The organism is Variovorax sp. GW531-E2 (assembly GCF_059423125.1).
In genome coordinates this window covers 22,396-48,380 of record NZ_JBWKXQ010000043.1, presented here as the reverse complement: position 1 = coordinate 48,380, position 25,985 = coordinate 22,396, and the positions used below count along the sequence as shown (strand labels likewise).

Annotated in this window: 25 protein-coding genes; 7 read left to right on the top strand and 18 right to left on the bottom strand. The window is 67.7% G+C overall.

From position 1 onward, the window contains the following. Positions 1-7 precede the first annotated feature (7 nt). The 10 genes from AC07XP_RS22350 to AC07XP_RS22305 form a co-directional block, all read right to left on the bottom strand. Positions 8-1,669 (bottom strand): Na/Pi cotransporter family protein, encoded by a 1,662-nt coding sequence (locus AC07XP_RS22350; RefSeq protein ID WP_062480901.1) that lies wholly within the window; start codon positions 1,667-1,669, stop codon positions 8-10. Positions 1,670-1,742: 73 nt separating this feature from the next. Then, positions 1,743-2,600: a phosphodiesterase gene (locus AC07XP_RS22345; RefSeq protein WP_495265899.1), complete on the bottom strand. Its 858-nt coding sequence runs from the start codon at positions 2,598-2,600 to the stop codon at positions 1,743-1,745. Further along, positions 2,597-3,670, bottom strand: coding sequence for an ABC transporter ATP-binding protein (locus AC07XP_RS22340; RefSeq protein WP_062480904.1), 1,074 nt, complete (start codon positions 3,668-3,670; stop codon positions 2,597-2,599). The genes AC07XP_RS22345 and AC07XP_RS22340 overlap by 4 nt, the downstream gene beginning before the upstream one ends. Then, complete coding sequence (locus tag AC07XP_RS22335) at positions 3,660-4,460, bottom strand: ABC transporter permease (protein WP_307587071.1); 801 nt, start codon at positions 4,458-4,460, stop codon at positions 3,660-3,662. The genes AC07XP_RS22340 and AC07XP_RS22335 overlap by 11 nt, the downstream gene beginning before the upstream one ends. Continuing rightward, a complete protein-coding gene (locus AC07XP_RS22330) occupies positions 4,460-5,296 on the bottom strand; it encodes an ABC transporter permease (protein WP_495265898.1) in 837 nt (278 codons plus the stop codon). Before AC07XP_RS22330 ends, AC07XP_RS22335 begins: the two co-directional genes overlap by 1 nt. A gap of 16 nt (positions 5,297-5,312) precedes the next feature. Further along, positions 5,313-6,326, bottom strand: coding sequence for an ABC transporter substrate-binding protein (locus AC07XP_RS22325; protein WP_495265897.1), 1,014 nt, complete (start codon positions 6,324-6,326; stop codon positions 5,313-5,315). A 28-nt stretch (positions 6,327-6,354) separates the two neighbouring features. Then, positions 6,355-7,374 (bottom strand): LacI family DNA-binding transcriptional regulator, encoded by a 1,020-nt coding sequence (locus AC07XP_RS22320; RefSeq protein WP_495265896.1) that lies wholly within the window; start codon positions 7,372-7,374, stop codon positions 6,355-6,357. A gap of 163 nt (positions 7,375-7,537) precedes the next feature. Then, a complete protein-coding gene (gene lspA, locus AC07XP_RS22315; protein ID WP_062480914.1) occupies positions 7,538-8,053 on the bottom strand; it encodes a signal peptidase II in 516 nt (171 codons plus the stop codon). Beyond that, positions 8,053-10,902, bottom strand: a complete 2,850-nt coding sequence (gene ileS, locus AC07XP_RS22310) for an isoleucine--tRNA ligase (protein ID WP_495265895.1) — start codon at positions 10,900-10,902, stop codon at positions 8,053-8,055. Before ileS ends, lspA begins: the two co-directional genes overlap by 1 nt. 124 nt (positions 10,903-11,026) lie before the next feature. Continuing rightward, positions 11,027-12,064, bottom strand: a complete 1,038-nt coding sequence (locus AC07XP_RS22305; RefSeq protein ID WP_492743774.1) for a bifunctional riboflavin kinase/FAD synthetase — start codon at positions 12,062-12,064, stop codon at positions 11,027-11,029. Positions 12,065-12,229: 165 nt separating this feature from the next. On the opposite strand from AC07XP_RS22305, the gene AC07XP_RS22300 reads away from it, so the two are divergent. Continuing rightward, positions 12,230-12,790 carry an HNH endonuclease gene (locus AC07XP_RS22300; RefSeq protein ID WP_062480919.1) on the top strand — a complete coding sequence of 187 codons (561 nt, stop codon included), beginning with the start codon at positions 12,230-12,232 and terminating at the stop codon, positions 12,788-12,790. A gap of 34 nt (positions 12,791-12,824) precedes the next feature. Here AC07XP_RS22300 and AC07XP_RS22295 read toward each other — a convergent pair whose 3' ends face one another. From AC07XP_RS22295 to AC07XP_RS22280, 4 genes are all read right to left on the bottom strand, one after another. Further along, the gene (locus tag AC07XP_RS22295) at positions 12,825-13,610 is read right to left on the bottom strand and encodes an enoyl-CoA hydratase (RefSeq protein WP_495265894.1); all 786 of its coding nucleotides are present in this window, start codon (positions 13,608-13,610) and stop codon (positions 12,825-12,827) included. 6 nt (positions 13,611-13,616) lie between these two features. Beyond that, positions 13,617-14,975 carry an alpha/beta fold hydrolase gene (locus AC07XP_RS22290; RefSeq protein WP_495265893.1) on the bottom strand — a complete coding sequence of 453 codons (1,359 nt, stop codon included), beginning with the start codon at positions 14,973-14,975 and terminating at the stop codon, positions 13,617-13,619. 96 nt (positions 14,976-15,071) lie between these two features. Beyond that, on the bottom strand, positions 15,072-16,187 hold the full coding sequence (locus tag AC07XP_RS22285) for an acyl-CoA dehydrogenase family protein (protein WP_062482928.1): 1,116 nt from the start codon (positions 16,185-16,187) through the stop codon (positions 15,072-15,074). Between the two features lie 12 nt (positions 16,188-16,199). Then, positions 16,200-17,381, bottom strand: a complete 1,182-nt coding sequence (locus AC07XP_RS22280; RefSeq protein ID WP_495265892.1) for an acyl-CoA dehydrogenase family protein — start codon at positions 17,379-17,381, stop codon at positions 16,200-16,202. 173 nt (positions 17,382-17,554) lie between these two features. Between AC07XP_RS22280 and purN the strand changes: the two genes are divergently transcribed. Continuing rightward, positions 17,555-18,151 carry a phosphoribosylglycinamide formyltransferase gene (purN, locus tag AC07XP_RS22275; RefSeq protein WP_495265891.1) on the top strand — a complete coding sequence of 199 codons (597 nt, stop codon included), beginning with the start codon at positions 17,555-17,557 and terminating at the stop codon, positions 18,149-18,151. Between the two features lie 59 nt (positions 18,152-18,210). Beyond that, positions 18,211-18,519: an I78 family peptidase inhibitor gene (locus AC07XP_RS22270; RefSeq protein WP_223301392.1), complete on the top strand. Its 309-nt coding sequence runs from the start codon at positions 18,211-18,213 to the stop codon at positions 18,517-18,519. Here AC07XP_RS22270 and AC07XP_RS22265 read toward each other — a convergent pair. Beyond that, entirely contained in the window at positions 18,507-18,755 is a 249-nt protein-coding gene (locus AC07XP_RS22265; protein WP_062483076.1) for a DUF1653 domain-containing protein, read from the bottom strand. The genes AC07XP_RS22270 and AC07XP_RS22265 overlap by 13 nt on opposite strands. A gap of 54 nt (positions 18,756-18,809) precedes the next feature. Here AC07XP_RS22265 and AC07XP_RS22260 point away from each other — a divergent pair, with 54 nt between their 5' ends. The 3 genes from AC07XP_RS22260 (at position 18,810) to AC07XP_RS22250 (ending at position 23,325) form a co-directional block, all read left to right on the top strand. After that, positions 18,810-20,663, top strand: coding sequence for a M48 family metallopeptidase (locus AC07XP_RS22260; RefSeq protein WP_495265890.1), 1,854 nt, complete (start codon positions 18,810-18,812; stop codon positions 20,661-20,663). Between the two features lie 43 nt (positions 20,664-20,706). Continuing rightward, positions 20,707-21,978 (top strand): RsmB/NOP family class I SAM-dependent RNA methyltransferase, encoded by a 1,272-nt coding sequence (locus tag AC07XP_RS22255; RefSeq protein ID WP_139703259.1) that lies wholly within the window; start codon positions 20,707-20,709, stop codon positions 21,976-21,978. 132 nt (positions 21,979-22,110) lie between these two features. Continuing rightward, positions 22,111-23,325 (top strand): DesA family fatty acid desaturase, encoded by a 1,215-nt coding sequence (locus AC07XP_RS22250; RefSeq protein ID WP_070062144.1) that lies wholly within the window; start codon positions 22,111-22,113, stop codon positions 23,323-23,325. Between the two features lie 166 nt (positions 23,326-23,491). Here AC07XP_RS22250 and rpmG read toward each other — a convergent pair whose 3' ends face one another. The 3 genes from rpmG to trxB all read right to left on the bottom strand — a co-directional run bounded on the left by rpmG (position 23,492) and on the right by trxB (position 25,112). Further along, positions 23,492-23,665 carry a 50S ribosomal protein L33 gene (gene rpmG, locus AC07XP_RS22245; protein ID WP_007830291.1) on the bottom strand — a complete coding sequence of 58 codons (174 nt, stop codon included), beginning with the start codon at positions 23,663-23,665 and terminating at the stop codon, positions 23,492-23,494. Between the two features lie 11 nt (positions 23,666-23,676). Then, complete coding sequence (gene rpmB / locus AC07XP_RS22240; RefSeq protein ID WP_007830293.1) at positions 23,677-23,910, bottom strand: 50S ribosomal protein L28; 234 nt, start codon at positions 23,908-23,910, stop codon at positions 23,677-23,679. 251 nt (positions 23,911-24,161) lie between these two features. Then, entirely contained in the window at positions 24,162-25,112 is a 951-nt protein-coding gene (gene trxB, locus AC07XP_RS22235) for a thioredoxin-disulfide reductase (protein ID WP_070062145.1), read from the bottom strand. Between the two features lie 180 nt (positions 25,113-25,292). On the opposite strand from trxB, the gene AC07XP_RS22230 reads away from it, so the two are divergent. Continuing rightward, positions 25,293-25,967 carry a Crp/Fnr family transcriptional regulator gene (locus tag AC07XP_RS22230; protein ID WP_062481025.1) on the top strand — a complete coding sequence of 225 codons (675 nt, stop codon included), beginning with the start codon at positions 25,293-25,295 and terminating at the stop codon, positions 25,965-25,967. Positions 25,968-25,985: the final 18 nt, after the last annotated feature.

Here is a 25,985-nt window from a genome sequence, read left to right as displayed (position 1 = left end):
CAAACGACTAACCCTCGATCTTCCCCAACCGAGACTCCCGCAGCCGGCTAGGCGCCAAAGCCCCAGCCGATTCCAGAATCGGATAAGCAATAGAACAGATATGCGAATTGATCCGCTTCAAATCGCTGATCAAGTCAATGTGCAGAGAACTCGTCTCGATGCTCAAAGTAGTCCGATCCGACAACCGATCCAGATGGGTTGTTGCATAGGCCCGCTCCAGATCCCGAAACCGCGCCTTCTCTTCCAGCAGCTTTTGTGCGTCACGAACATTGCCGTTCAAGAACACACTCATGCTCAACCGCAGATTGGCAACCAGCCGCTGGTGCAACTCGACGATCTCCGCCATCCCCGCTTCCGAGAAGTTGCGCTGCGGCTTGATCTTCTTGTCCTCGATATCGATGATCACCCGCTCGATGATGTCCCCGATCTGCTCCATGTTGATCGTGAAGCTGATGATGTCCGTCCACCGCCGGCTTTCCTCTTCGCCCAGCGCCTCGCGAGAAATGCGCGTCATGTAGTACTTGATCGCCGAGTACAGCTCGTCCACCGTGTCATCGAGTTGCCGCAGCTCCTGCGCCAGCCGCAGGTCGTTGTTGCGGATCACGTCGAGCGTGCCGATGAGCATCGTCTCCACGATGTCCGCCTGGTGCAGCGCCTCGCGCGCCGCGTTCGAAATGGCCAGCGAAGGCGTCGACAGCGCCGAAGGGTCGAGGTGATGCGGCCGGCTCGTGCCCACCGGCTGCGGCGGCACGGGCAGCATGCGCGTCACCAGCTTGGCCACCCACTGCGTGAGACCGATGAAGCCGACGCTGATCACGATGTTGAACGCCAGGTGGAACAGCACCACGCCGTGCGTCTGGTTCGGCAGCTGCGGCTGCACGTAGCGCACCCACAGCCCCACGAACGGCGTGACCAGCGCCACGCCCAGCGCCTTGAACAGCAGGTTGCCCACCGTCACCTGCCGCACCGACACGGCCGAGCGCGCCGTGGTCAGCACCGCCAGCAGGCCGCTGCCGAGGTTGGCACCGAGCACCAGGCCCAGGGCCACGTCGAGTGGCACCACGTTCGAGCTCGCCATGGCCGCCACCAGCAGCACCACCGCCAGGCTTGAATAGGCCACGATGGCAAGTGCGGCACCCAGGGTGATTTCCAGCAGCACATCGCTGGTGATGGACGCCAGCAGCGCGCGCACGGCCGGCGACGAGAACAGCGGCTCGGTGGCCGCCACCACCAGCTGCAGCGCCAGCAGCATCAGCCCCAGCCCGATCAGCACCCGCCCCACGCGGCCCGCCACGGTGGCCGAGCGCGTGATGAACAGCACCACCCCCACGAAGATGAACATCGGCGAGAGCCACGAGAGGTCGGCCGAGAACAGCACCGAGATCAGCGCCGTGCCCACGTCGGCGCCCCGCATCACCGCCAGCGCCGCCGGCAGCGTGACCAGGCCCTGCCCCACGAACGAGGAGGTCATGAGCGAGGTGGCCGTGCTCGACTGCACGAGCGCCGTGACGCCGATGCCCGAGAGCGCAGCCGTGAAGCGGTTGCGCATGCTCTGCACGAGGATCTTGCGCAGGTTGGCGCCGAAGACGCGCAGCACGCCGGTGCGCACGAGGTGCGTGCCCCACACCAGCAGGGCGACGGCCGCAAGCAGATTCAGAAGGTGCTTCATGGAGGGCGGGGTCTGACCTTTCTCTTGTTTTCGTTTTGATTCGTTTCAGCCCCATTTTCCACAAGTAGACGCTTCAGTCGATCAGGGCTCCGTTGTCGTGGAAAGGATAAGGGCCTTCGAAGCTGCCGGAGGCCGCCAGGTGGGTCACGAGTCGGCGCCCGGCCGCGGACCAGGCGTGCACCCGGAAGGCGGGCGGCTCCAGCGTCCAGGCCGAGGCGGCGTCGGGCGTCAGGTCGAGGCAGACCTGGTGCGCCTGCGCCGGCGAGGTCGAGGCGATGGTGCCGCCGAAGCGCACATCGATGGCGCGGTGCAGGTGGCCGCAGATCACGCGCTCGACGTTCGTGTAGCTGCGCAGCAGGGCCTCGAGCGCGTCGGCGCCCTCGAGCAGGCCGATCTCGTCCATGTGGCCGATCAGCGTCTCGAAGGGCGGGTGGTGCATGGCGACCACCACGGGCTCGTGGCGGCAGGCGTCGAGCTGGGCTTCGAGCCAGGCCAGGCGTTTGTCGCACAGCGTGCCGTGGCTGGCGCCGGGCACGCAGGTGTCGAGCGTGAGCAGCCGCAGCGCGCCGACGCGCACCGAGTACTGCACGAAGCCGTGCGTGTCGGCGCCCGTGCCCAGGTAGGCGTGGCCGGGGAAGCTGCGGCGCAGCTGGTCGCGGTCGTCGTGGTTGCCGGGCAGCAGGTAGACGGGCATCGTCAGCGGCGCGAGCAGGGCGGCCAGGTGCTCGTACTCGGCGGCGCGGCCGAAGTCGGTCAGGTCGCCGGTGATCACCACCGCGTCGGGCGGCTGGCGCAGCGCGAGCACCGACTGCACGGCGCGCGCGAGGTAGGGTGCCGTGTCGATGCGGCCATAGGCCAGCCGGCCGGGCTCGCGGATGTGCAGGTCGGTCAGCTGGACCAGGAAGGTGTTGGGGGGCGTGGTCGTGGTCATGCGCGGGTTTCCTGCGAGGTCATCAGGCGGTCGGCCGGGATGCGCAGGCCCACCGCGTCGCCCGGTTCGAAGGGGCTGTCGCGCCCCACGTCGGCCACCAGCACGGGCTGGTCCTGCAGGCGCAGGTGCAGCTGCACGCGGTCGCCGAGGAAGGTGCGGCGTTCGACCGTGGCGCGGCCCCAGCCGGGCGCCTCGCCGGGCGGGGGCGCGCCGACCTCGATGTCTTCGGGCCGCACCAGCAGCGTCGCATGCTGCTGCCAGGGTGCGGGGCAGGGCAGCGACGACCCTCCGAGTCGGACAACGCCCTGTGCGATGGCGTCGGCGGCGCGCTCCAGCCGGTTGACCCGGCCCAGGAACTCGGCCACGAAGGGGTGCGCGGGCGCGCGGTATAGGTCTTCGCCGCGCCCGACCTGCACGATGCGCCCGGCGCGCATCACCGCGAGCCGGTCGGCGATGGCCAGCGCCTCCTGCTGGTCGTGCGTGACATGGATGGCCGTGATGTGCAGGCGGCGCAGCAGCTCGGCCAGTTCGTCGCGCAGCGATTCCTTGAGCTTGGCGTCGAGCGCGGCCAGCGGCTCGTCGAGCAGCAGCACGCGCGGGCGCACGGCCACGGCGCGCGCCAGGGCCACGCGCTGGCGCTGGCCGCCCGAGAGCTCGGCGGGACGCTTGTTCTCCAGGCCGCCCAGGCGCACGAGGTCGACCAGTTCGCCGACAGCGCGTTTCTCTTCCTCGGGTGACACGCCGCGGATGCGCAGGCCGTAGCCGATGTTGGCCGCCACCGTCATCTGCGGAAAGAGGGCGTAGCTCTGGAACACCATGCCCACGCCGCGGTGCTCGACCGGGCGCTGCGTGACGTCCTGGTCGCCGAAGACGATGCGGCTGCCGTCGTCGGGTGCTTCGAGTCCGGCGATGAGACGCAGCAGCGTGGTCTTGCCGCAGCCCGAGGGGCCGAGCAGCGCGAGCACCTCGCCCGCTTCCACCTTGAGGTTGGTGGGCTGCAGGCCGCGCGTGCCGTCGGCATAGGTCTTCGCGCAGTTCGAGATGTCGACGGGGATGCGTTCAAGTTCCATGGCGTTTCTGCATCAGGTTGGCAAGGTACTGCAGGCCCCACAGCACGGGAAGGATCACTGCGAAAAAGACCAGCGTGTAGGCCGATCCGATCTCGATGCGCATCGAGGCGTAGCTGTCGGCCAGGCCCACGGGCAGCGTGCGCGTGAGCGGCGTGTGCAGCATCCAGGTGAGGTTGAATTCGCCCACCGACAGCGTGAACACCATCAGGCTGCCGGCCACGATGGCCGGGAACACGGCGGGCACGAGGATGCCCATGAAGCGCTGGCGGAAGTTCGCGCCCAGCGAGCGCGCGGCCTCTTCGAGCGCGAGCAGGTCGTCGCGCTGGAAGGCCGAGCTCACGGTGCGCACCATGAAGGGCAGCGTGAAGACGATGTGGCCCACGAGGATGAAGGCGAAGCTCTGGCGGAAGGCCGTGAGCTGGCCGTAGGCGAGGATGAGCGCGAGCGCCGTCGCCAGGCCCGGCACCGCGACCGGCAGGGTCAGAAGTTCTTCGAAAATGTGCGCCGCGCGCGAGCGGCTGCGCGCCAGCGTGTAGGCGCAGGGCACGCCGATCAGCACGGTGCACACGACGCAGGCCACGGCCAGCGCGAGCGACCAGCCGACGGTGCCGCCGTAGTTCTCCCACACCTCGCCGAGCCAGCGCAGCGTGAGGCCGCTCTTGAGGCCCGTGCTGTAGTTGTTGACGAGGCCGGCCATCACCGACAGCAGCATCGGCGCGATCATGAAGAGGCTCACGATCACCGTGACGGCGAGCAGGAAAGGGGCGCGGGGTTGCGAAGGGGTCTTCATCATCGGGCGACCGGGTTGGCGCCGAAGCGGCGCGCCACGAAGAGCACCAGCCAGGTCACGACGCCCAGCGAGATCGACAGCGACGCGGCGAGCGCGAAGTTGGCGTAGTTGGTGAACTCGTTGTAGATGGTGATGGGGATCACCTCGAACTTGCTGGCCAGCGTGAAGGCCGTGCCGAAGGCGCCCATCGAGGTGGCGAACAGGATGGCGCCGCAGGCCAGCGTGGTGGGCGCGAGCTCGGGCATCCACACGTCGCGCGCCACGCGCAGCTTCGAGGCGCCGAGCGAACGCGCCGCCTCTTCGAGCTGCGTGTTCATCGACTCGGCCGCCGCGGCGTAGGTGGCGATGGCGCGCGGCAGCGAGAAATACAGGTACGCCAGGAAGAGGCCGAGCAGGCCGTAGGCGAAGGTGATGCGCTCGCCGACCAGCGCGTCGCTCAGGTCGGCCACCACGCCCTGGCGCCCGCCGAGCAGGATCACGAAGAAGCCGATGATCACGCCCGGGAACGACAGCGGCAGCGTGAGCAGCGACAGCAGCATGCGCTTGCCCGGGAAGGCATGGCGCGCGAGGTAGATGCCCACCGCCGCGCCCAGCACCAGCGTGGCCAGCGTCACCGCCACCGACAGCGCGACGGTGTTGGCCATGCTTTGCAGGTAGCGCGCATCGGTCAGCACCGCGAAGTAGGTGGCGGCGCCCTTGTCGGCCGGCAGCGCGAGCAGGCGCACCACCGGCAGCAGCCAGAAGGCCGCGAAGAAGACGGCCGCCGGCGCGACGCAGGCCAGCAGTCGCCAGCGCGGGTTCCAGGCGTTGGAGGAGGTGGTGGTGCTGCGTGTCATCGCGCGCGGCGCCGGGTCAGCGCACTTCCTTCAGGTACTGGTCGGAGAAGCCACGCTGCGCGTCGGCCATGCGGGCGTAGTCGACGGTCTTGGCGCGGGCGTAGTCGCTGGCGGGCAGGAACTGCGCCTCGATCTCCTTGGGCATGGTGCTGGCGCGCACCGGGCGCAGGTAGGCCTTGGCCCAGATGGCCTGGCCTTCGTCGGACAGCGTGAAGTCGAGCACCTTCTTCGCATCGGCCGCGTGCGGGGCCTTGGCGACCAGGCTCATCACGTAGGGCACGGCCAGCGTGCCTTCGCTGGGGATGACGAAGGCGACGTTGGCCTTGTCCTTGTACTTGGCGCGGTAGGCGTTGAAGTCGTAGTCGAGCAGGATCGCGATCTCGCCCGACAGCACGCGCGCGTACGAGGTCTGCTTGGGCACGATGGGCTCGTTCTTCTGCAGTGCCTTGAAGTAGTCGATGGCCGGCTTGAAGTTGTCGAGCGTGCCGCCGCGCGCCTGGTTCACGGCCACGGCGCCCACGTAGCCCACGAAGGCCGAGGCGGGGTCGAGGTAGCCGATGAGGCCCTTGTACTCGGGCTTGAGCAGGTCGGCCCACGACTTGGGCACCGGCTTGCCCTTGAGCGCGTCGACGTTGACCATGAAGCCGAGCGTGCCCGAGTGGATGGTGAACCAGTTGCCGGCCGGGTCCTTCAGGCCGTCGGGGATGTCTTTCCAGGCGGCCGGCTTGTAGGGCTCGACCACGCCGTCTTTCGCGGCCTGCACGGCGAAGGTCACGCCGAGGTAGGTGACGTCGGCCACGGGGCTGGCTTTTTCGGCGACCAGCTGCGCGAGCGACTGGCCCGAGTTCTTGTTGTCGGCCGGCACGGTGATGCCGGTCTTGGCCTTGATGGCCTTGAGCTGGGTGCCCCAGTCGGCCCATTCGGTCGGGCAGTTGTAGCAAATGGCGGTCTGGGCCATGGCGCCGCCGGCGGCGACGAGGGCGGCGGCCAGCACGCCGAGGCGGGCGAGGCGGTGAAAGCGCAGGGACATGGAAAAACTCCTGGGAGGGGTGGTGAGGTCAGGACAGTGCGGCGTCGTTGTCTTCGCGCGCATTCGCGCACGACTCGCCGTCTCGGAAGGCATGGGGCAGCAGCAGGCTCGCGTCGGCCTGCAGCGCGCGGCCGCCGGCGATCGCCTGCGCCAGCAGCTCGACGCTGTGGCGGCCGATGTCGCTGTTGGGCTGCGCGATGGTGGTGAGCGCGGGCGTGAGGTCTTCGCCGAGCGCGATGCCGTCGAAGCCGACCACGCTGAGGTCGTCGGGCACCGCGAGGCCGCTCAAATGCGCGGCGCGGATGCTGCGGATGGCGAGCAGGTCGTTCGAGCAGACCAGCGCCGTGGGGCGGCTGCGCGGGCGCAGCTCGGCGCACAGCGCATCGACGGCGGTCTCGACAAAGGGCACTTCGACGAGCGGCGGCGCCTCGAGGCCGGCTTCGGCCATGCCGCGCTGGTAGCCGCGGTAGCGCTGCTGTGCGCGGTCCGACGCGGCCAGCGTGCCGCTGACCATCGCGATGCGCCGGTGGCCCAGCAGCACGAGCCGCGTGACCGCATCGGCCACCGCGCCTTCGCTGTCGACCGACACGCAGGGGTGGTCGGCGTGCCGGTTGTAGGCCAGCACATAGGGCACGCCGGCGGCCTGCAGGCGCTGCAGCGCGGCCGAGGTGGACGGGTTCGACACCACGAGGATCAGCCCGTCGACGTTGCCCGCCAGCAGCAGCTGGACGGCGCGCTCTTCCTCGTCGAGCCGGTAGCCGGTGGTGACCGGCAGGATCGCGTAGCCGCCTGCGACGGCCGCGCGCGCAATGCCCTGCAGGCATTCGGCAAAGGTCGGGTTCAGCAGCGTGGGCAGCACCACGCCGAGCGTGCGGCTGCGCTGGGTGCGCAAGGTGCGGGCGCTGGCGTTGGGCAGGTAGTTGAGCTCGCGCGCCACGCGCTCGACCAGTTCGCGCGTGGCCGGCGTCACCTTGTCTGGGAAGTTGAAGGCACGCGAGACCGTGGCCACGGAAACCCCGGCCTGGGCGGCTACTGCTTGGATGCTCATCGTGCGGGGTCCGTGGTGGGGTTCATGTAATCGATTACATTGGACCGGCGCAGTATGACTTCGCGATGACAGGACGGGGAAGTGGGGAGAACCCCGGGGCCGCGGGCGCAGCGTGCGGCCCAAAGAAAAAGGGGCCCGTGGGCCCCTTTGGTCTAGAACTGGCTTACTTGCCGCGCCGGACTCGCCGGATCTCGTCGACGATCAGGCAGATCGCCCCGAGCGTGATGGCGCTGTCCGCCGCGTTGAACGCCGGGAAGTACCAGTTGCCCCAGTGGAAGCTCAGGAAGTCGACCACGTAGCCGTGCATCATGCGGTCGACCACGTTGCCGATCGCGCCGCCCAGGATGCAGGCCATGGCGAACGAGAAGAGCTTCTGGCCTGCGTGCGACCGCAGCATCCAGACGATGAAGATCGCTGCCGCCACGCCGATGGCCGTGAAGAACCAGCGCTGCCAGCCCGAGTGGTCGGCCAGGAACGAGAAGGCCGCGCCCGTGTTGTGCGCCCGCACGACGTTGAAGAAGCTCGTCACGTAGGTCGCGTCGCCGAGCTTGTAGTAGCCCAGGATCAGCGTCTTGGTGAACTGGTCGATGATCACGATGATCGTCGCCAGCCCGAGCCAGGGCCAGATGCTGGCCCCGCGCGAACGCGAGGCCGACGAGGCGGAGCGTGCGGTCGCCATCAGGCCACGCTGCGCGATTCGCCCGCGCCGAACAGGTTGCTCGTGCAGCGGCCGCAGATGGTCGGGTGCGCCGGGTCGTGGCCCACGTCCTCGCGGTAGTGCCAGCAGCGTTCGCACTTCTGCGCGGTGCTCGGCGTGACCACGGTCGACAGCGTGTCGCCCGCTGCCAGCGCCACCGCCGAGGCGATGAACACGAACTTCAGGTCGTCGCCCAGCGAGCCCAGCAGCGCGAGGTCGTCGGCCGGTGCGTTCAGCTGCAGGTTGGCCTGCAGCGACGAACCGACCTTGCCCTCGGCGCGCACCGCCTCGATGTCCTTGTTGACGCCGTCGCGGATCTCGCGGATGCGGCCCCACTTGGCGAGCAGCGCCTCGTCGGGTGCGGCGAACTGGCTGTAGGTCTGCGTGAAGATCGACTCGCCCGGCTTGCCGGTGCCCACGATCTTCCAGGCCTCTTCGGCCGTGAAGCTCAGGAACGGCGCCATCCAGCGCAGCATGGCTTGCGAGATGTGCCACAGCGCGGTCTGCGCGCTGCGGCGCGCGAGCGAGCCCGGGGCCGTCGTGTAGAGGCGGTCCTTCAGGATATCGAGGTAGAAGCCGCCCAGGTCTTCCGAGCAGTAGATCTGCAGCTTGGCCACCACCGGATGGAACTCGTACACCTGGTAGTGCGCGAGGATCTCGGCCTGGAACTGCGCCGCACGCGACATCGCGTAGCGATCGATCTCGAACAGCTGGTCGAGCGGCACCGCGTCTTTCGCGATGTCGAAGTCGCTGGTGTTCGCGAGCAGGAAGCGCAGCGTGTTGCGGATGCGGCGGTAGGCGTCGACGACGCGCGCGAGGATCTTGTCGTCGCCCGCGATGTCGCCCGAGTAGTCGCTCGCGGCCACCCACAGGCGGATGATTTCCGAGCCCAGCTTGTTGCTGATTTCCTGCGGGTCGATGCCGTTCTTGAGCGACTTGCTCATCTTGATGCCCTTGGCATCCACCGTGAAGCCGTGCGTGAGCAGGCCCTTGTACGGTGCGCGGTCTTCCAGCATGCAGGCGATCAGCAGCGACGAGTGGAACCACCCGCGGTGCTGGTCGTGGCCTTCGAGGTACAGGTCGGCCTCGGGGCCGGTCTCGTGGTGCACGTTGGGGTGCGTGCCGCGCAGCACGTGCGAGAAGGTCGAGCCCGAGTCGAACCACACCTCGAGGATGTCGGTGCTCTTGGTGTAGCTCGGTGCGTCTTCGGCACCCAGAATGTCTTCGACCGTGACGCGGCTCCAGGCCTCGATGCCGCCCTTCTCGACGATGTCGGCGGCCTGGTCGAGGATCTCCATGGTGCGCGGGTGCAGCTCGCCCGAATCCTTGTGCAGGAAGAACGGGATCGGCACGCCCCAGCTGCGCTGGCGGCTGATGCACCAGTCGGGCCGGCCGGCGATCATGTCGTGCAGGCGGGCCTTGCCGTTCTCGGGGTAGAAGCTGGTCTGCTCGATGGCGTCGAGCGCGGTCTGGCGCAGCGTCTTGGGCGCCTTGTCCTTGGTGAACACGCCTTCGCCCTCGTCCATGCGCACGAACCACTGCGCGGCCGCGCGGTAGATCACCGGCGTCTTGTGGCGCCAGCAGTGCGGGTAGCTGTGGGTGATGGTCTCGGTGGTCAGCAGGCGGTTGGCGTCGCGCAGCGCGGCGATGATCACCGGCACGGCCTTCCAGATGTTCTGGCCGCCGAACAGCGGGAAGTCAGGCGCGTAGCTGCCGTTGCCCTGCACCGGGTTCAGGATGTCGTCGTACGCCACGCCGTGGGCGATGCAGGAGTTGAAGTCGTCCACGCCGTAGGCAGGCGAGGAGTGCACGAGGCCGGTGCCGTCGGTGGCGGTGGCGTAGTCGGCCAGGTAGATGGGCGACAGGCGCCGGTAGCCCGCATCCACGTCGTACAGCGGATGCTCGAACTCGAGCCCGCCGAGCGCCTCGCCCTTGACCGTGGCCAGCACCTTGCCGTCGAGCGCGTAGCGCGTCATGCACATCTCGACCAGCGAGTTGGCCAGGATCAGCAGGCCGCGCTCGGTGTCGACCAGCGAGTACTCGAGCTCGGGGTTGAGGTTGATCGCCTGGTTGGCGGGGATCGTCCACGCGGTGGTGGTCCAGATCACCGCGAAGATGTCGCCGAGGATCGTGTGGTCGGTGCCGAAGGCCTTGAGCACCTTCTCGCGCTCGTGCGCCTTGAAGGCCACGTCGATGGTCTGGCTCTTCTTGTCGGCGTACTCGATCTCGAACTCGGCGAGCGACGAGCCGCAGTCGAAGCACCAGTACACGGGCTTGAGACCGCGGTACACGAAGCCGCGCTCGATCACGCGCTTGAACGCGCGCAGCTCGCCGGCTTCATTGGCGAAGTCCATCGTCTTGTAGGGATGGTCCCATTCGCCCAGCACGCCCAGGCGCTGGAAGTCGACCATCTGCTGGGCGATCTGCTCGGTGGCGTAGGCGCGGCTCTTGGCCTGCATCTCGTCGCGGCTCAGGTTGCGGCCGAACTGCTTTTCGATGGCGTTCTCGATCGGCAGGCCGTGGCAGTCCCAGCCGGGCACGTAGAGCGCGTCGAAGCCTTCGAGCTGGCGCGCCTTGGTGATCATGTCCTTGAGGATCTTGTTCACCGCGTGGCCCATGTGGATCTGGCCGTTGGCGTACGGCGGGCCGTCGTGCAGGATGAACTTGGGCGCGCCGTGGCGGGCGTCGCGCAGGCGGTGGTAGCGGCCTTCGTCGTTCCATTCCTTGACCCAGCCCGGCTCGCGCTTGGGCAGGTCGCCGCGCATCGGGAAGGGGGTGTCGGGCAGGTTCAGCGTGGAACGGTAATCTTTGGGGGAAGCAGCGTCAGACATGTTGGGTGCGGCGAAACAGAGGGGCTTCGACAGGCTCAGCCCGAACTGCATTGAGCGGTCGGTGCGGAAGATATAGCCGTTCGCCCTGAGCTTGTCGAAGGGCGGCAGCACGGGGCGTGCAGGGCTAAATTCGGTCGCGCGTGGTCTGGCGGTGGGTCTCGGCGTGGGTCGATGCGAAGAACGCGCGTGCGTCGCGGCCATCCTTCGCGATGCCCGCGGTGAGGGCTTCGAGGCTGGTGTAGCGCAATTCGTCGTGCAGTTTGTGCAGGAGTTCCACGCGCACGATTTTACCGTAGGCCCCTTCGGCCCCCAGATGCGAGGGCCACTCCAGGCAATGCGTCTCCAGCAGCACGCGCCCCGCGTTGACGTCGTTGGCGTCCAGCGAGGGCCGCACGCCGAGGTTCGCGACACCCGGCAGCGGCTGCTCGGCCAGGCCGTGCACCAGCACCGCGAAGATGCCGCTGGCGGCCGGTTTCCAGTGCTTGAAGCGTAGGTTGAGGGTGCGAAAACCGTCGTCCTTGCCTGGCGACGACGCGCCCAGCGCCCGGCCCAGCTTGCGGCCGTGGACCACGTGGCCCGAGATCGTGTAGGGGCGGCCCAGCAGCGTGTGGGCGTCGGCCATGCGGCCTTCGGCCAGCGCCTCGCGCACGGCCGAGCTGGACACGCGCAGGCCGTGCACCTCGTAGCTGTTCATGCGCGCGACGTCGAAACCGTGGGTTTCGCCGGCCGCATCGAGCATGGCGTAGTCGCCGGCGCGTTTGGCGCCGAAGCGGAAGTCGTCGCCCACCAGCACGTAGCGCGCGCCCAGGCCGTCGATCAGCACGTTCTGGATGAAGGCCTCGGGCGACTGGGACGCCAGCCGGCCGTCGAAAGGCAGCACGATGGTCTGGTCGACGCCGCAGGCCGCCAACTCGGTCAGCTTGTCGCGCAGCGTGCCGATGCGGGCCGGGGCCAGGTCGGGTTTCTTGGTGACGGCGGCGAAGTAGTCGCGGGGGTGCGGCTCGAAGGTCAGCACGCAACTGGGCAGCCCGCGATGGCGGGCCTCGGTCTGCAACAGCGCCAGCATGGCCTGGTGGCCGCGGTGGACGCCGTCGAAATTGCCGATCGTGAGGGCGCAGGCCGGAGCTACGCCCGGGTGTCGGAAGCCGCGGAAAACCTGCATGGGAGAGTATCTTTTTGATAGCGCCTGATGCCCGTCGTATGGGCAAATCAGGCCGATTTGTCACAAAGCCGGTATATTGTGACGCAGTGGGTGGGTTGGCGTGAGTCGCCAACGCATTCCGAGTCTCTGGTCTCTGCGTGTTTTTCTCGTGTCGAGGAGGCGTGTGTGAAGGTCTTGAAGCTGTCGGCCCAAGGGCTGCCCCAGTCATGGATATCGCTGGAACAGGCGGTGATCCACTACGCGGCGGACGAAGTCCGCTGGGAAGTGGGCGCGCAGGTGGCCGTGTTCCGTGGCGGCCACAACGCGATCACGGGCGAGCAGTCGCAGATCGCGATCAACAGCATCATCGGCACCAAGGGCGTGCCGCGCATCAACCCCTTCGCGCAGCGCCCGGGCCTGACCAACAGCAAGCTGTTCTCGCGCGACCGCAACATCTGCGCCTACTGCGGCGGCCATTTCCACGAAGACGAACTCACGCGCGAGCACATCATTCCGTTCGCGCAGCGCGGCATCGACACCTGGATGAACGTGGTCACGGCCTGCAAGCCCTGCAACCACCGCAAGAGCAGCCGCACGCCCGAGCAGGCGAACATGCCGCTGCTGTACGCGCCTTATGTGCCCAGCCTGTGGGAAGACTTCATCCTGCGCAACCGCCGCATCCTGGCGGACCAGATGGAATTCCTGATGGCGCACCTGCCGCAGTCGTCCCGGTTGCACGACATCTGAAAACAAAAAAGAGGCCCTCGGCCTCTTTTTCATTTCAGCCCTTCCAGGCCGGCGGTCGCTTCTCGATGAAGGCCTGCACGCCTTCCAGCGCGCTCTCGTCCATCATGTTGCAGGCCATGGTCCGGCTGGCGTCGGCCAGCGCGGCCTCGATGCCGGTCTCGAGCTGGCGATAGAACAGCGCCTTGCCCAGTGCGAGCGCCGTGCGGGGCTTGGCGACGATGCTGGCGACCAGTGCCTCGACGGCGGCATCGAGCCCTTCGGGCGGCGCGACCCGGTTGACCAGGCCTTTCTCGCGCGCTTCCTCGGCGCCGATGAATTCACCCGTCACCAGCATCTCGAATGCCTCCTTGCGACCCAGGTTGCGCGAGAGCGTGACGCCAGGCGTGGCGCAAAAGAGGCCCACGTTGACGCCGCTGACCGCAAAGCGCGCGTCGCTGGCGGCCACCGCGAGGTCGCAGACCGCCACCAGCTGGCAGCCCGCCGCGGTCGCGATGCCGTGGACACGCGCGATCACCGGCACCGGCAGCCGCTGGATCGACAGCATCATCGCGCCGCACCGGTCGAACAGCTGCTGGTAGTAGCCGAGCGAGGGTTCGGCGCGCATCTCCTTCAGGTCGTGGCCCGCGCAGAAGGCCTTGCCCGCCGCGGCGATGACGACGGCGCGCACCGTGTCATCGGCGGCGATGGTGCCGAGCGCCTGTTCGAGCGCGCCCAGCATGCCTTCGGACAGCGCATTGAAGGCGGCGGGGCGGTTCAGCGTGAGCGTGACCACGCCGCGTGCGTCGCGGGCCGTCAGGACGAAGGGGGTCGTGTCGTTCATGGCCGTTCAATACGTCAGCTCGAGCACCGTCGTGTGCCCTTGCGCAGCAGGCCAGCTCTGGCCGGTGAGGCGCTCGCCGTTGAACTCGGCGCTGACCGTGCGCTGCGGCGCGCCGGCCGCGATGCGCAGCCGCGAGCTCGACTGCCCCGCGCCCTGGGCCGGCACGCCGGGGGGCGGGCTCTGGCCGTCGAAGTTCATCGTGTCGCGCTGCGCATCGAAGTAGCCGCGCGGGCGCGTGAAGACGACCACCGCGCCCGCGCCGCTCTCGGCCGGCGCCAGGCGCTCGGTCCGCAGGTTGACGACGCCGCTGCTGCGCACGAACGGGCTGCGGTAGATGTGCGTGGTGCCCTGGCCGGGCACGTCGAGCACGAACTCGTAGCGTGCGGTGGGCTGCGCGCTGAACGGGCCCCAGCGACCGTCGGCGCCGACCGTCTGCTGGTGCGCCGCCTCGCCGCGCCGCGCGCCCGAGGCCGGGTCGACGGCAAAGACGGTGACGCGCGCGCCGGCCAGCGCCAGGTTGTCCGCGCCGGTCGCGCGACCGTCGAGCACGACCTTCGATTCCGGTGCCACCGCCGTGCTGGCCGGCGCCTGGCCGGTCAGGAAGCGCCAGGTCGCCGCGAAGGCCGCCGGCGAGAACGAGGTCTCGCGGTGGTCCACGCGCGGCAGCACGAGGTTGGTGGCGCCCTTGAGGGCCGGCCCGTCGAAGCCGATGTTCGTCGGCTGGCCCGGCGCGCCGATCCACAGGCCGTCGGGCTGGGCGTACTTGTCGTTGGTGTCCGAGCGCAGCGTGAGCCACTGCACGCCGGGCGTGACCTCGTCGCCGTTCGGGCCCTTGGGCGCATTGAGCTGCTGCATGAAGGCCGAGAGCCCCGAGAACTCGTTGTTCTCGCGCAGGCCCTTCACCTTCCAGATGCCGTGCGCCGGGTTGCCGCCGAGCACCACGTGGCTCACCACGGCCGCGCCGCCGCCGTTTTGCACGTAGTTGCGGATGGTGTTGCCACCGCGCGAATTGCCGATGAGCACGACCTTGGGCGCGCCCGTGGCCTTCAGCACCTTCTCGACCTCGGCGCGCAGGAACGCGGCCGACTCGGCGGTGGAACTGCGTCCCGGCTGGGCCACGGCATCGTCGTCGCGGGCCAGGGGATTCGGCTGGTCGAGCGCAAACAGCCGCTCGCGCGGCCAGCCGTTCGATTCGAAGCGCCAGATCGTGGTCTGCCACAGCGCCGCCGAGTCGCCGTTGCCGTGCATGAAGACGATGGGCGGGCGTTCGGTGGAAGAGGGCGCGGAGGTGGCGCAGCCGGTCAGCCAGGTGACGGCAGTGGTTCCGGCAAGGGCCAAGGCAAGCAGGGTGCGGCGGGAAGGCATGTCTGTCTCTCTCCTGGCAGGGGGCTGGGGCCCCACAAGTGAAAACGCCCGCCGGCGCAAGGCGGGCGGGCGTTGGATGCTATCGACAAACAGCCGTCAGGCGAAGACGCCGGCGGTGTCCTGCATGCGTGCCGACACTTCACCCAGGTGGTGCAAGGTGTCGCCGAAGGTGAGCTCGAGCTGCGTGAGCTTGCGGAAGTAATGGCTGCCGATGTATTCGTCGGTCACGCCGATGCCGCCGTGCAGCTGCACCGAGTTCGCGGCCACGTAGCGCATCGACGTGCCCAGCTGGTACTTGGCGCGGGCCAGCGCCTGGCGGCGTTCGTCGGCCGGGGCGTTGAGCTTGAGCGTTGCGTAGTAGCTCATCGAGCGTGCCAGCTCCAGCTGCATCTTCATGTCGGCGACGCGGTGGCGCAGCGCCTGGAAGCTGGAGATGACCACGCCGAACTGCTTGCGCTGGTTCATGTAGTCGATCGTGACGTCGAGCGTCTTGTCGAGCACGCCGACCGCTTCGGCGCAGGTGGCGGCAATGCCGACATCGACCGCGTACTCGAGCGCGGCCAGGCCGTCGGCCGTGACCAGCGTGGCGTCGGCCTTGTCGAACACGACTTCGGCCGCGCGGCCGCCGTCCTGCGTGCCGTAGCCGCGGGCTTCGACGCCGCTGGCGCTGCGCTCGACCAGGAAGAGGGCGATCTTGCCGTCGACCTTGGCGGGCACGATGAAGGCATCAGCTTCGTCGCCCACGGGCACCACGCTCTTGGCGCCGGTCAGCGAGTAGCCGTTGCCCGACTTGACGGCCGTGGCCTCGCACACGTCGAGGCGGTAGCGCGCCTTGCGCTCCTGGTAGGCCAGCACCACGAGGGCCTGGCCGCCGGCGATGCGCGGCAGCCAGTTTTCCTTGGTGGCCGCGTCGGCGTAGCCACCGAGCACGGCGCCGGCGATCAGCGTCTGGGCGAAGGGCTCCAGCACGATGCCGCGGCCCAGTTCTTCCATCACGACCATGCCGGCCACCGGGCCCATGCCCAGGCCGCCGTCGTCTTCGCTGATGTACAGGCCGCCCAGGCCGAGCTCGGCCAGTTCGTCCCACGCCTCGCGCGAGAAGCCGCCCTTGGCCTCGATGCCGCGACGGCGCTCGAAGTCATAGCCCTTGTCGACCCACTTGCGAACGGCGTCGCGCAGCTGGTCCTGGTCTTCCGAAAAATTGAAATCCATGTTGGTGTCTCCTCAGCCCAGGACGGTTTGCGCCACGATGTTGCGCTGGACTTCGTTCGAGCCGCCGTAGATCGTGGTCTTGCGCATGTTGAAGAAGGTCGATGCCAGCGGTGCCAGCGCCGGGTTGCCGCCGGGGAAGTTGCCTTGCCAGCCGGCTTCCATGGCTTCGCGGATGAGCGGCAGCGAATAGGGGCCGCCGGCCAGCATCATCAGCTCGGCGTAACGCTGCTGGATCTCGCTGCCGCGGATCTTGAGCAGGCCCGCGACGTCGAGCGAGTTCTTGCCCGAGGTGGCGGCGGAGAGCACGCGCAGCACCATCATCTCGAGGGCGACGATGTCGACTTCGAGCTTGGCGATCTCGTCGCGGAAGCGCAGGTCGTCGTACACGCCTTCGCTCTTGGCGATGCGCTTCAGGCGCTCGAGTTCGCGCTTGGCGCGGTTCACGTCGGCGATGTTGGTGCGCTCGTGCGAGAGCAGGTGCTTGGCGTAGGTCCAGCCCTTGTTCTCCTCGCCGATCAGGTTCTCGGCGGGCACTTCGACGTTGTCGAAGAACACCTCGTTCACCTCGACGCCGCCGTCGATCAGCTTGATCGGGCGCACGGTGACGCCGGGCGACTTCATGTCCAGCAGCAGGAAGCTGATGCCGGTCTGGGGCTTGCCTTCGTTGCTGGTGCGCACGAGGTTGAACATCCAGTCGCCGTGCTGGCCGAGCGTGGTCCAGGTCTTCTGGCCGTTGACGATGTACTTGTCGCCCTTGCGCTCGGCCTTGGTCTTGACCGAGGCCAGGTCGGAACCCGAGCCGGGTTCGCTGTAGCCCTGGCTCCACCAGACTTCGCCGCTGGCGATGCCGGGCAGGAAGCGCTCTTGCTGCTCGGCGTTGCCGAAGGCCATGATCACCGGGGCCACCATGACGGGGCCGAAGGGGATGATGCGCGGTGCGCCGGCCAGGGCGGTTTCTTCCTCGAACAGGTGGCGCTGCACGGCGGTCCAGCCGGGGCCGCCGAACTCCTTGGGCCAGCCGTAGCCCAGCCAGCCCTTCTTGCCGAGGATCTTGGCCCAGCCTTGCAGATCGTCGCGCGTCAGTTCGAGCGCGTTGTGCACCTTGTGCGAAATCTCCTGGGGGAGGTTGTCCTTGACCCATGCGCGAACTTCTTCGCGGAACTTCTGTTCTTCGGGTGTGAAGCTCAAATCCATGCGTGCCTCGCTGTGTTGATCGGTCCACCGCAGACGCGGGGTGTCTCCGGAACTGCGAGTTTTAGCACGGTCGTGCTGCGATCCGGTGTCCGCGTCGCGACAAGCCCGCGGGCGTGCGGGTTGGCGGGAGGCTGATCGGGGTGTTGGCGGGGCACGGATAATCCCGGCCTCCCATGAAGAACATCGTGATCCTGATCTCCGGCGGCGGCTCGAACATGGCGGCCATCGTGCGCGCCGCCGAGCGCGACCGCTGGGCCGAGCGCTTCGGCGCGCGCATCGCCGTCGTCATCAGCAACAAGGCGGAGGCTGGTGGACTGGCGCTGGCCGCATCGCACGGCATCGCGACCGCCGTGGTGCCGCACCAGGCCTTCGACAGCCGCGAGGCCTTCGACGCGGCGCTGGCCGAGGCGGTCGACGCCCACGCGCCGGCGCTGGTGGTGCTGGCGGGCTTCATGCGCATCCTGACGCCCGGCTTCGTGGCCCGCTACGCCGGGCGGCTGGTGAACATCCACCCCTCGCTGCTGCCGGCCTTTCCGGGGCTGCACACGCACCAGCGTGCGATCGAGGCGGGCTGCAAGGTGGCGGGGGTGACGGTGCACCAGGTCACGGCGGAGCTCGACCACGGACCGATCCTGGCGCAGGCCGTGGTGCCGGTGCTGCCGGACGACACGGCCGCCACGCTGGCCGCCCGGGTGCTGTCCCAGGAGCACCTGCTGTACCCGCGCGCCATCGCTGGATGGCTGTTGGATACATTGAGTCACAAAGCTTAAAGTTGTTTATATTGTTGGGTTTTCGGGAGCACAGAACTTTGAAAACCCAATCGCTACTGTTGACGTTGGCCACCGCGGCCCTGCTGGCCGCCTGCGCCGCCCCGGCCCCCGCGCCGGCACCGGGCGCCGCTGCACCTGCGCCCGCCGCGCCGGCCGAACCCGTCTTCCAGTGCAACGCCGAAGGCGCCCGCTTTGCCGTGGGCCAGCAGGTGACGCCCCAGCTCGAAGCCGCGGCACGTGCGCGCGCCGGCGCCGGCACGGCGCGGGTGCTCAAGCCGAACCAGGCGGTCACGATGGAACTCAACCCCGGACGGCTCAACATCAGCGTCGACGCGCGTGGCCGCGTCAAGGACGTTCACTGCGGCTGAGCGTCGATCGGGGTGAAGCGGCGCTGCGGGCGGCCGTCGATCTCGATGGTTTCCTCGAACATCGCGGCGGGCCGGACCCACAGGCCGCGGGCACCGTAGAGGGCGCGGTACAGCGTCATCGGCTCCAGCGTCTCGCTGTGGCGGACGGTGCCGATCACGTCGTACTCGCCGCCCTTGTAGTGGCGGTAGCGGCCAGGGGGCGTTTCGATCAGGGGAGGGAGGTCTTCGTCGTTCAACGGGGGCTTCTTTCTTCGGTAACAACTGTCGGATGAGTCTTTGACGGGAGTCGGATGGACCGTGCGGATTTTGTTCACCTGGTTCGCCTGAGCGAGCACGCGAGTGCGGACGACAGCGCGCGCTACCGGCGTGGCGTCGCGGCGTTCGCCGCGCTCGGCTACCTCTGGGTGCTGGCCTGCCTCGGGCTGGCGGTGGGCATTGTGGCCTGGGTGGTCGTGTCGGTGGCCGACGGGCGGTTCAACTTCACCCGCGGCTGGCTGCTCGTGTTCGCGCTGGGCCTGTTCTGGGCGACTTTGCGTGCGCTCTGGGTGCACTTCGACGAGCCCGACGGCGAGCCGCTCACGCGCGCCGACGCGCCGGGGCTGTTCGAGGCGCTGGACCGCATCCGCGAGCGCATCAAGGGTCCGCCGGTGCACCGCGTCTACCTGGACGACAACTTCAACGCCAGCATCCGCCAGGTGCCGCGCTTCGGCCTGTTCGGCGGTGCGCTCAACTCGCTGAGCATCGGCCTGCCGCTGCTGATGATGCTGGACCGGCAGCGCCTGCTGTCGGTGCTGGCCCACGAATACGGCCACCTGCGCGGCAACCACGGCCGGTTGAGCGCCTGGATCTACCGCACGCGGCTGTCGTGGCTGCGGCTCGATGCCAGCCTGCAGCGCGACGAGGGCGTGATGGCGCTGGTGTCGCAGGCCTTCTTCCGTTGGTACTTTCCGCGTTTTGCCGCCAAGACTTTCGCGCTGGCCCGCCAGGACGAATACGAGGCCGACCGCATCTCGGGCCGGCTGCTCGGCACCGCGGTGGCCGCGGCCGCGCTCACCGAAGTGGCCATCAAGGGCAACTGGTACGCCAGCGAGTTCTGGCCCTGGCACTGGGCGCGCGCCGAGCGCGAGCCGCTGCCGCCCGGCCCGTTCGCCGCTTTGCGGCAGCGCGCCCGCACGCCGCCGAGCGAGGAGTTCGCGCGCCAGGCGCTGCGCGAGGCGATGCGGCGCGTGAGCGACCTGGACGACACCCACCCCGTGCTGCGCGACCGGCTCGAAGCGCTGAACCAGAAAGCGGCGCTGCCGGCCTGGTCGCAGCGGCCCGCACTCGACATGCTGGCTGACAAGCACAAGTGGATCGCGCATTTCGACAATGCCTGGCGCCGCGCCCACGCGGCCGACTGGAAGCAGCACCACGCGCACCGCTCGCGCATCCGTGAGCGCATCGCGGTGCTGGCGGCCCGCGGCGAGCGCAACACGCCCGACGAGATGGTCGAGTGGGCCGACGCCGAGCGCCGGCTCGATCCGGCGGCGCCGGTGCGCGCGCGCTACGAAAGCGCACTGCGGATCGCGCCGGACCATCCGGGCGCGCTGCGCGGGCTGGCCCAGATGCTGCCCGTGCGCGAGCGCGCCGAGCGCCTGGCGGTGCTCGAACGGCTGCACCAGTCGGGCGTGGCCAGCCGCTGGTGGGCGGCGAAGAACGCCGTCGCTTCCCTCGAAGATCCCGAAGCCGGGCCGCACGACGAGCAGGGGCTCAAGCTGTGGCGCGCGCGGCTCAAGGAGGCGGAGGAGGCCGAGGCGCGCGCCTGGGAAGAGATCACCGACACGCCGTTCTTCAGCCAGATTTCGCGCCACGACCTGAACGACCACGAGCTGGGCGAGCTGCGCGCGGACATCGCGCGTTGCCTGCCCGTGTCGCGGCTGTGGGTGGTGCGCAAGAACCTGCGCGAGTTCGCCTGGCGGCGGGCGTACATCGTGTTCGTCGAGGTGCCGGGGCTCGACGACGAGGACCGCTGGCACCTGTGCCGCGAACTCGAGCAGACCCTGACCCTGCCGGGCGCGGCGCTGGTGCTCTGGGCGGGGCATTCGCCCACGCTGGAAGACATCGAGCGGCAGGCCTTCGGAACCGTCTGGGTGCGCGGCGCCTGAGGCGTTTCGGCCGCGAGGCCGGCCGGCTGAGACAATCGGGGCTATGCATCCCAAAGCCCTGTTGGAGGCCACCGCCGATCTGGTCGGCCTGGTCCTGAAATTCGATCACCCGGCCGACCAGGTCGTTTCGCGCTTTTTCCGCGACCACCGCGAGTTCGGCCCGCGCGAGCGCGCGACGCTCGCCGAAACCGTCTACACCGTGCTTCGCAAGAAGCTGCTGTTCGATCACCTGTCGCCCTCGGGCAGCGGTTCGAAGGAGCGCCGCATGGCGATCCTGGGCTTTCACGGCCCGCGCGACTTTCTGAAGAGCGCGCTCAACGACACCGAGAAGCGCTGGCTCGACAACTGCGACGCCGTCAAGCCCGACGACCTGCTCGAACGCCATCGCCACAACCTGCCCGAATGGCTGGTCGCGCCGCTCAAGGCGCAGCTGGGCGACGGCTTCTGGCCGATGGTCGAGAGCCTGCAGCAGCCGGCGCCGCTCGACCTGCGCGTCAATGCATTCACCGACAAGCGGGCCGAAGTGAAGGCGGAGCTTGCGAAGGCTGCTATCAAATCTGAAGTGACGCCGTTCTCGCCCTGGGGGCTGCGCATCGACGGCAAGCCGGCGCTGACCAAGCTCGACGCGTTCGTGCGCGGCGCCATCGAAGTGCAGGACGAGGGCTCCCAGCTGCTGGCGCTGCTGCTGGACGCCAAGCGCGGCGAAATGGTGGTCGATTTCTGCGCCGGCGCCGGCGGCAAGACCCTGGCCATCGGCGCGACCATGCGCAACACCGGCCGGCTCTACGCCTTCGACACCTCGGCCCACCGCCTGGACGCGCTCAAGCCGCGGCTGGCGCGCAGCAAGCTCTCGAACGTGCACCCGGCCGCGATCGCCCACGAGCGCGACGACCGGATCAAGCGTCTGGCCGGCAAGATCGACCGCGTGCTGGTCGACGCGCCCTGTTCGGGGCTCGGCACGCTGCGCCGCAACCCTGACCTCAAATGGCGGCAATCGGCCAAGTCGGTGGCCGAACTGACGGCCAAGCAGACCGCCATCCTGCAAAGCGCGGCACGGCTCGTGAAGTCGGGCGGCCGGCTCGTGTACGCCACCTGCAGCGTGCTGCCGGAGGAAAACGAGGCCATCGCCGAGGCTTTTGCCGCCGCGAACCCCGATTTCGTGCCCATGGATGCCGCGGAACTGCTCCAGGCGCTCAAGGTGGAGGGCGCCGAGACCCTGTGCGCGGGCGGGGAAGACGGCCGCCGCTACCTGCGGCTGTGGCCGCATCGCCACGCCACCGACGGCTTTTTTGCCGCCGTGTGGAACCGGAAATAGGCGCGGGGCTCCAAACTAGGGTAAATCTGCGGTGTGACAGAAGGACAAAAGGCCTCGTTTTGGCCCTGACATCCTAAAATCGCGGGTTACCTGAAGGCTGCACCTTCGTGTGGCCATGGAGTACCTGACTCAATGATGCTTCCTGACTCCGCCGTTCTGAACGCGGTCATCCAATGGCTCGGACACGGCCTGTGGGACATTGCCTGGTGGCAAGTCGTGCTGTACACGCTCGTCACCACGCACATCACCATCGCAGCGGTCACGATCTTTCTGCACCGCACGCAGACACACAAGGCGATGGACCTCGGTCCGATCCCCTCGCACTTCTTCCGTTTCTGGCTCTGGCTCGGCACCGGCATGGTGACGAAGGAATGGGTCGCCATCCACCGCAAGCACCACGCGAAGTGCGAAACCGCCGACGACCCGCACAGCCCGCAGGTCAAGGGCATCGACGAAGTCTTCTGGCGCGGCGCCGAGCTGTACCGTAAGGAATCGAAGAACAAGGAAACGATGGAGCGCTACGGTCACGGCACGCCCGATGACTGGATCGAGCGCAACCTGTACACGCGCTACAGCTGGCAAGGCGTGGGCCTGATGCTGGTGATCAACCTGGCGCTGTTCGGCGCGCTCGGCCTGACCGTGTGGGCGGTCCAGATGCTCTGGATCCCGATCACCGCCGCCGGCATCATCAATGGCATCGGCCACTACTGGGGCTACCGCAACTTCGAGGCGTCCGACGCCAGCCGCAACATCATGCCCTGGGGCCTGATCATCGGCGGCGAAGAGCTGCACAACAACCACCACACGTACCCCACATCGGCCAAGTTCTCGGTCAAGAAGTACGAGTTCGACATCGGCTGGGTCTACATCCAGGTGTTCCAGAAGCTCGGCTGGGCCAAGGTCAAGAAGGTGCCGCCGAAGATGCAGATGGGCGACATCCAGCCCGTGGCCAACGAGAAGACGCTCGAGGCCGTCATTGCCAACCGCTACGAAGTGATGGCCGGCTACGCCCGCGAAATGCGCCGCGCGACCAGCGAAGAAATCGACGTGCTGAAGGCCAAGGGCGCCGACCTGTCGGTGCTCAAGGCGGCCAAGCGCTGGCTGCATCGCGACGACGACAAGGTGCCGGCCTCGGCGCGCACCCATCTGGTGCAGGCCCGTGCTGCGCACCCGGTGCTCGACAAGATGGTCACGATGCGCGAAGAGCTACGTCAGCTCTGGCTGAACACCTCGCAATCGCGCGAGCAGCTCGCAGCCGACCTGGCGGCCTGGTGTCACCGTGCGGAAGCCAGCGGCATTGCCGGCCTGCGCGAGTTCTCGACCCGCCTGCGCGCTGCGCGCGCCTGACGAAGAGCAAAGGGCCGGCGCCTCCCGCGCTGCTGCTCTTGCCCAGTGAAGAAGCCGACCTGCGGGTCGGCTTTTTTGTGCCTGCCTTTTTCTGCTTTCACAAAAACGACAGGCAATAAAAAACCCGCTGGGTGAGCAGCGGGTTTTTTGGGGAGAACAGGCCGAATTACTTCAGCTTGATTTCCTTGTATTCGACGTGCTTGCGCGCCTTGGGGTCGAACTTCATGATCGACATCTTTTCAGGCATCGTCTTCTTGTTCTTGCTCGTCGTGTAGAAGTGGCCGGTACCCGCGGTGGATTCCAGCTTGATCTTTTCGCGTCCGCCTTTGCTCGTTGCCATGATTCAGCTCCTTAAGCTTGGCCGCGGGCACGCAGGTCTGCGAGCACGGCATCGATACCGTTCTTGTCGATCAGGCGCAGTGCAGCGCTCGAAACGCGCAGGCGAACCCAACGGTTTTCGGTCTCGACCCAGAAACGGCGGTATTGCAGGTTCGGCAGGAACCGGCGCTTGGTTTTGTTGTTGGCGTGGGAAACGTTGTTTCCGACCATCGGGCCTTTGCCCGTTACGTCGCATACGCGTGCCATGTGGACACTCTTTCTTGAACAGCTGGCACCGGCGCAATCAGGGCGATTGCAGGGTGTTTTACAGCTTGACCTCGCCAGAAACGGGTGGCGGTACCCCGGATTTGCCGCAACCCGACTCCCGGTGGGAGGTAGGCCCTGTTTCGGCAAAGCCTCGGATTATAGCCCTTTCAGGCTCAACGAGGCCGGGGACCGTCGCAGATACGGGAAATCCGGCCGCGCTGGCCGGTGCCCCGTTCCCCGTGGGATAAGCCTCAGTGCTCTTCCAGGAAGCGCTGCGCGTCCAGGGCAGCCATGCAACCCGTGCCGGCGCTGGTGATGGCCTGGCGGTAGATGTTGTCCTGCACGTCGCCGGCCGCGAACACGCCGGGCACGGTGGTCATCGTCGCGAAGCCCTTCAGGCCCGAGCGGGTCACGATGTAGTTGTCCTTCATTTCCAGCTGGCCCTGGAAGATGTCGGTGTTCGGGTGGTGGCCAATCGCGATGAAGCAGCCCTTGAGCGTGATCTCTTCGGTCGCGCCGGTCTGCGTGTTCTTGATGCGGATGCCCGTCACGCCCGTGCCGTCACCGAGCACCTCGTCGAGCTGGTTGTGTAGCTTCAGCACGATCTTGCCTTCGGCCACTTTTTCCATGACCTTGTCGATCAGGATGGGCTCGGCGCGGAACTTGTCGCGGCGATGCACGAGTGTGACTTTGTTTGCAATGTTGGAGAGGTACAGCGCCTCCTCGACGGCCGTGTTGCCGCCGCCGATCACACAGACTTCCTGCTCGCGGTAGAAGAAGCCGTCGCAGGTCGCGCAGGCGGAGACGCCGCGGCCCATGAACTTCTCTTCGGAATCCAGGCCCAGGTACTTGGCCGATGCGCCCGTGGCGATGATTAGCGAGTCGCAGGTGTAAGTGCCGCTGTCGCCCGTGAGCGTGAACGGGCGCTTGCTCAGGTCGACCTTGTTGATGTGGTCGAACACGATCTGCGTCTTGAAGCGTTCGGCGTGTTCGAGAAAGCGTTGCATCAGCTCGGGGCCCTGCACGCCGTGCACGTCGGCCGGCCAGTTGTCGACCTCGGTGGTGGTCATGAGTTGACCGCCTTGCGCGATGCCCGTGATGAGCAAAGGCTGGAGGTTGGCGCGTGCGGCGTAGACGGCGGCGGTGTAGCCGGCCGGGCCGGAGCCCAGAATGAGAACCTTGGCGTGTTGGGGTGCGGACATGAGTAGAAAACCTAGGATGGACGCTGCGGCAGCGTGTACATTTTCAGGGTGGTAGCGATACGTGGGGAGTATCACCGCCCGGTTCAACACCGGGTGCACGGTGTTTTCAATGCGCGCGATTGTAGTAATCCATGGGCTCAGCATCAGGATCACATCGCGCGCTGTTTCAGGGATTGATTAATGTCGATGCTGTCCAACCTTGAATTGCTTCGGCGCGTTCCATTGTTCGCGTCGTTGACGGCCTCGCAGTCCGCAAGCATTGCGGATGCGATCATCAAGAAGCGCTTCAAACGCGCCGAGGTCGTCGTGGAGCAGGGCAAGAAATCCGATGCGCTGTACATCATCCTGACCGGCCGCGCCCGCGTCACGAGCGCCGACAGCCGTGGCCGCGAGGTGATCCTGGCCACGCTGCACCCCGGCGACTATCTCGGCGAGATGAGCCTGATCGACGACGAGCCGCATTCGGCCACCGTGCGCACCGAAATCCAGTGCGACGTGCTCATGCTGGGCCGCGACGCCTTCGCGCGCTGCCTGCCCGAGAACTCCTCGATGGCCTACAACATCATGCGCGGCCTGGTGCAGCGCCTGCGCCACGCCGACCGCAAGATCGAGTCGCTGGCGCTGATGGACGTGTACGGCCGCGTGGCCCGCGCGCTGCTCGAGTTCGCCAGCCAGGACGGCATGGGCAACCTCAAGGTCCGCGACAAGATCTCCCGCCAGGACCTGGCCAAGATGGTCGGCGCGTCGCGCGAAATGGTGAGCCGCGTCATGAAGGACCTGGAAGAGCGCGGTTTCGTCCAGTCCCAGGAAGACGGCTCGGTGATCATCAAGGACCGGCTCCTGACGCTGACCTGAGCCCATAGGCCGGGCGCT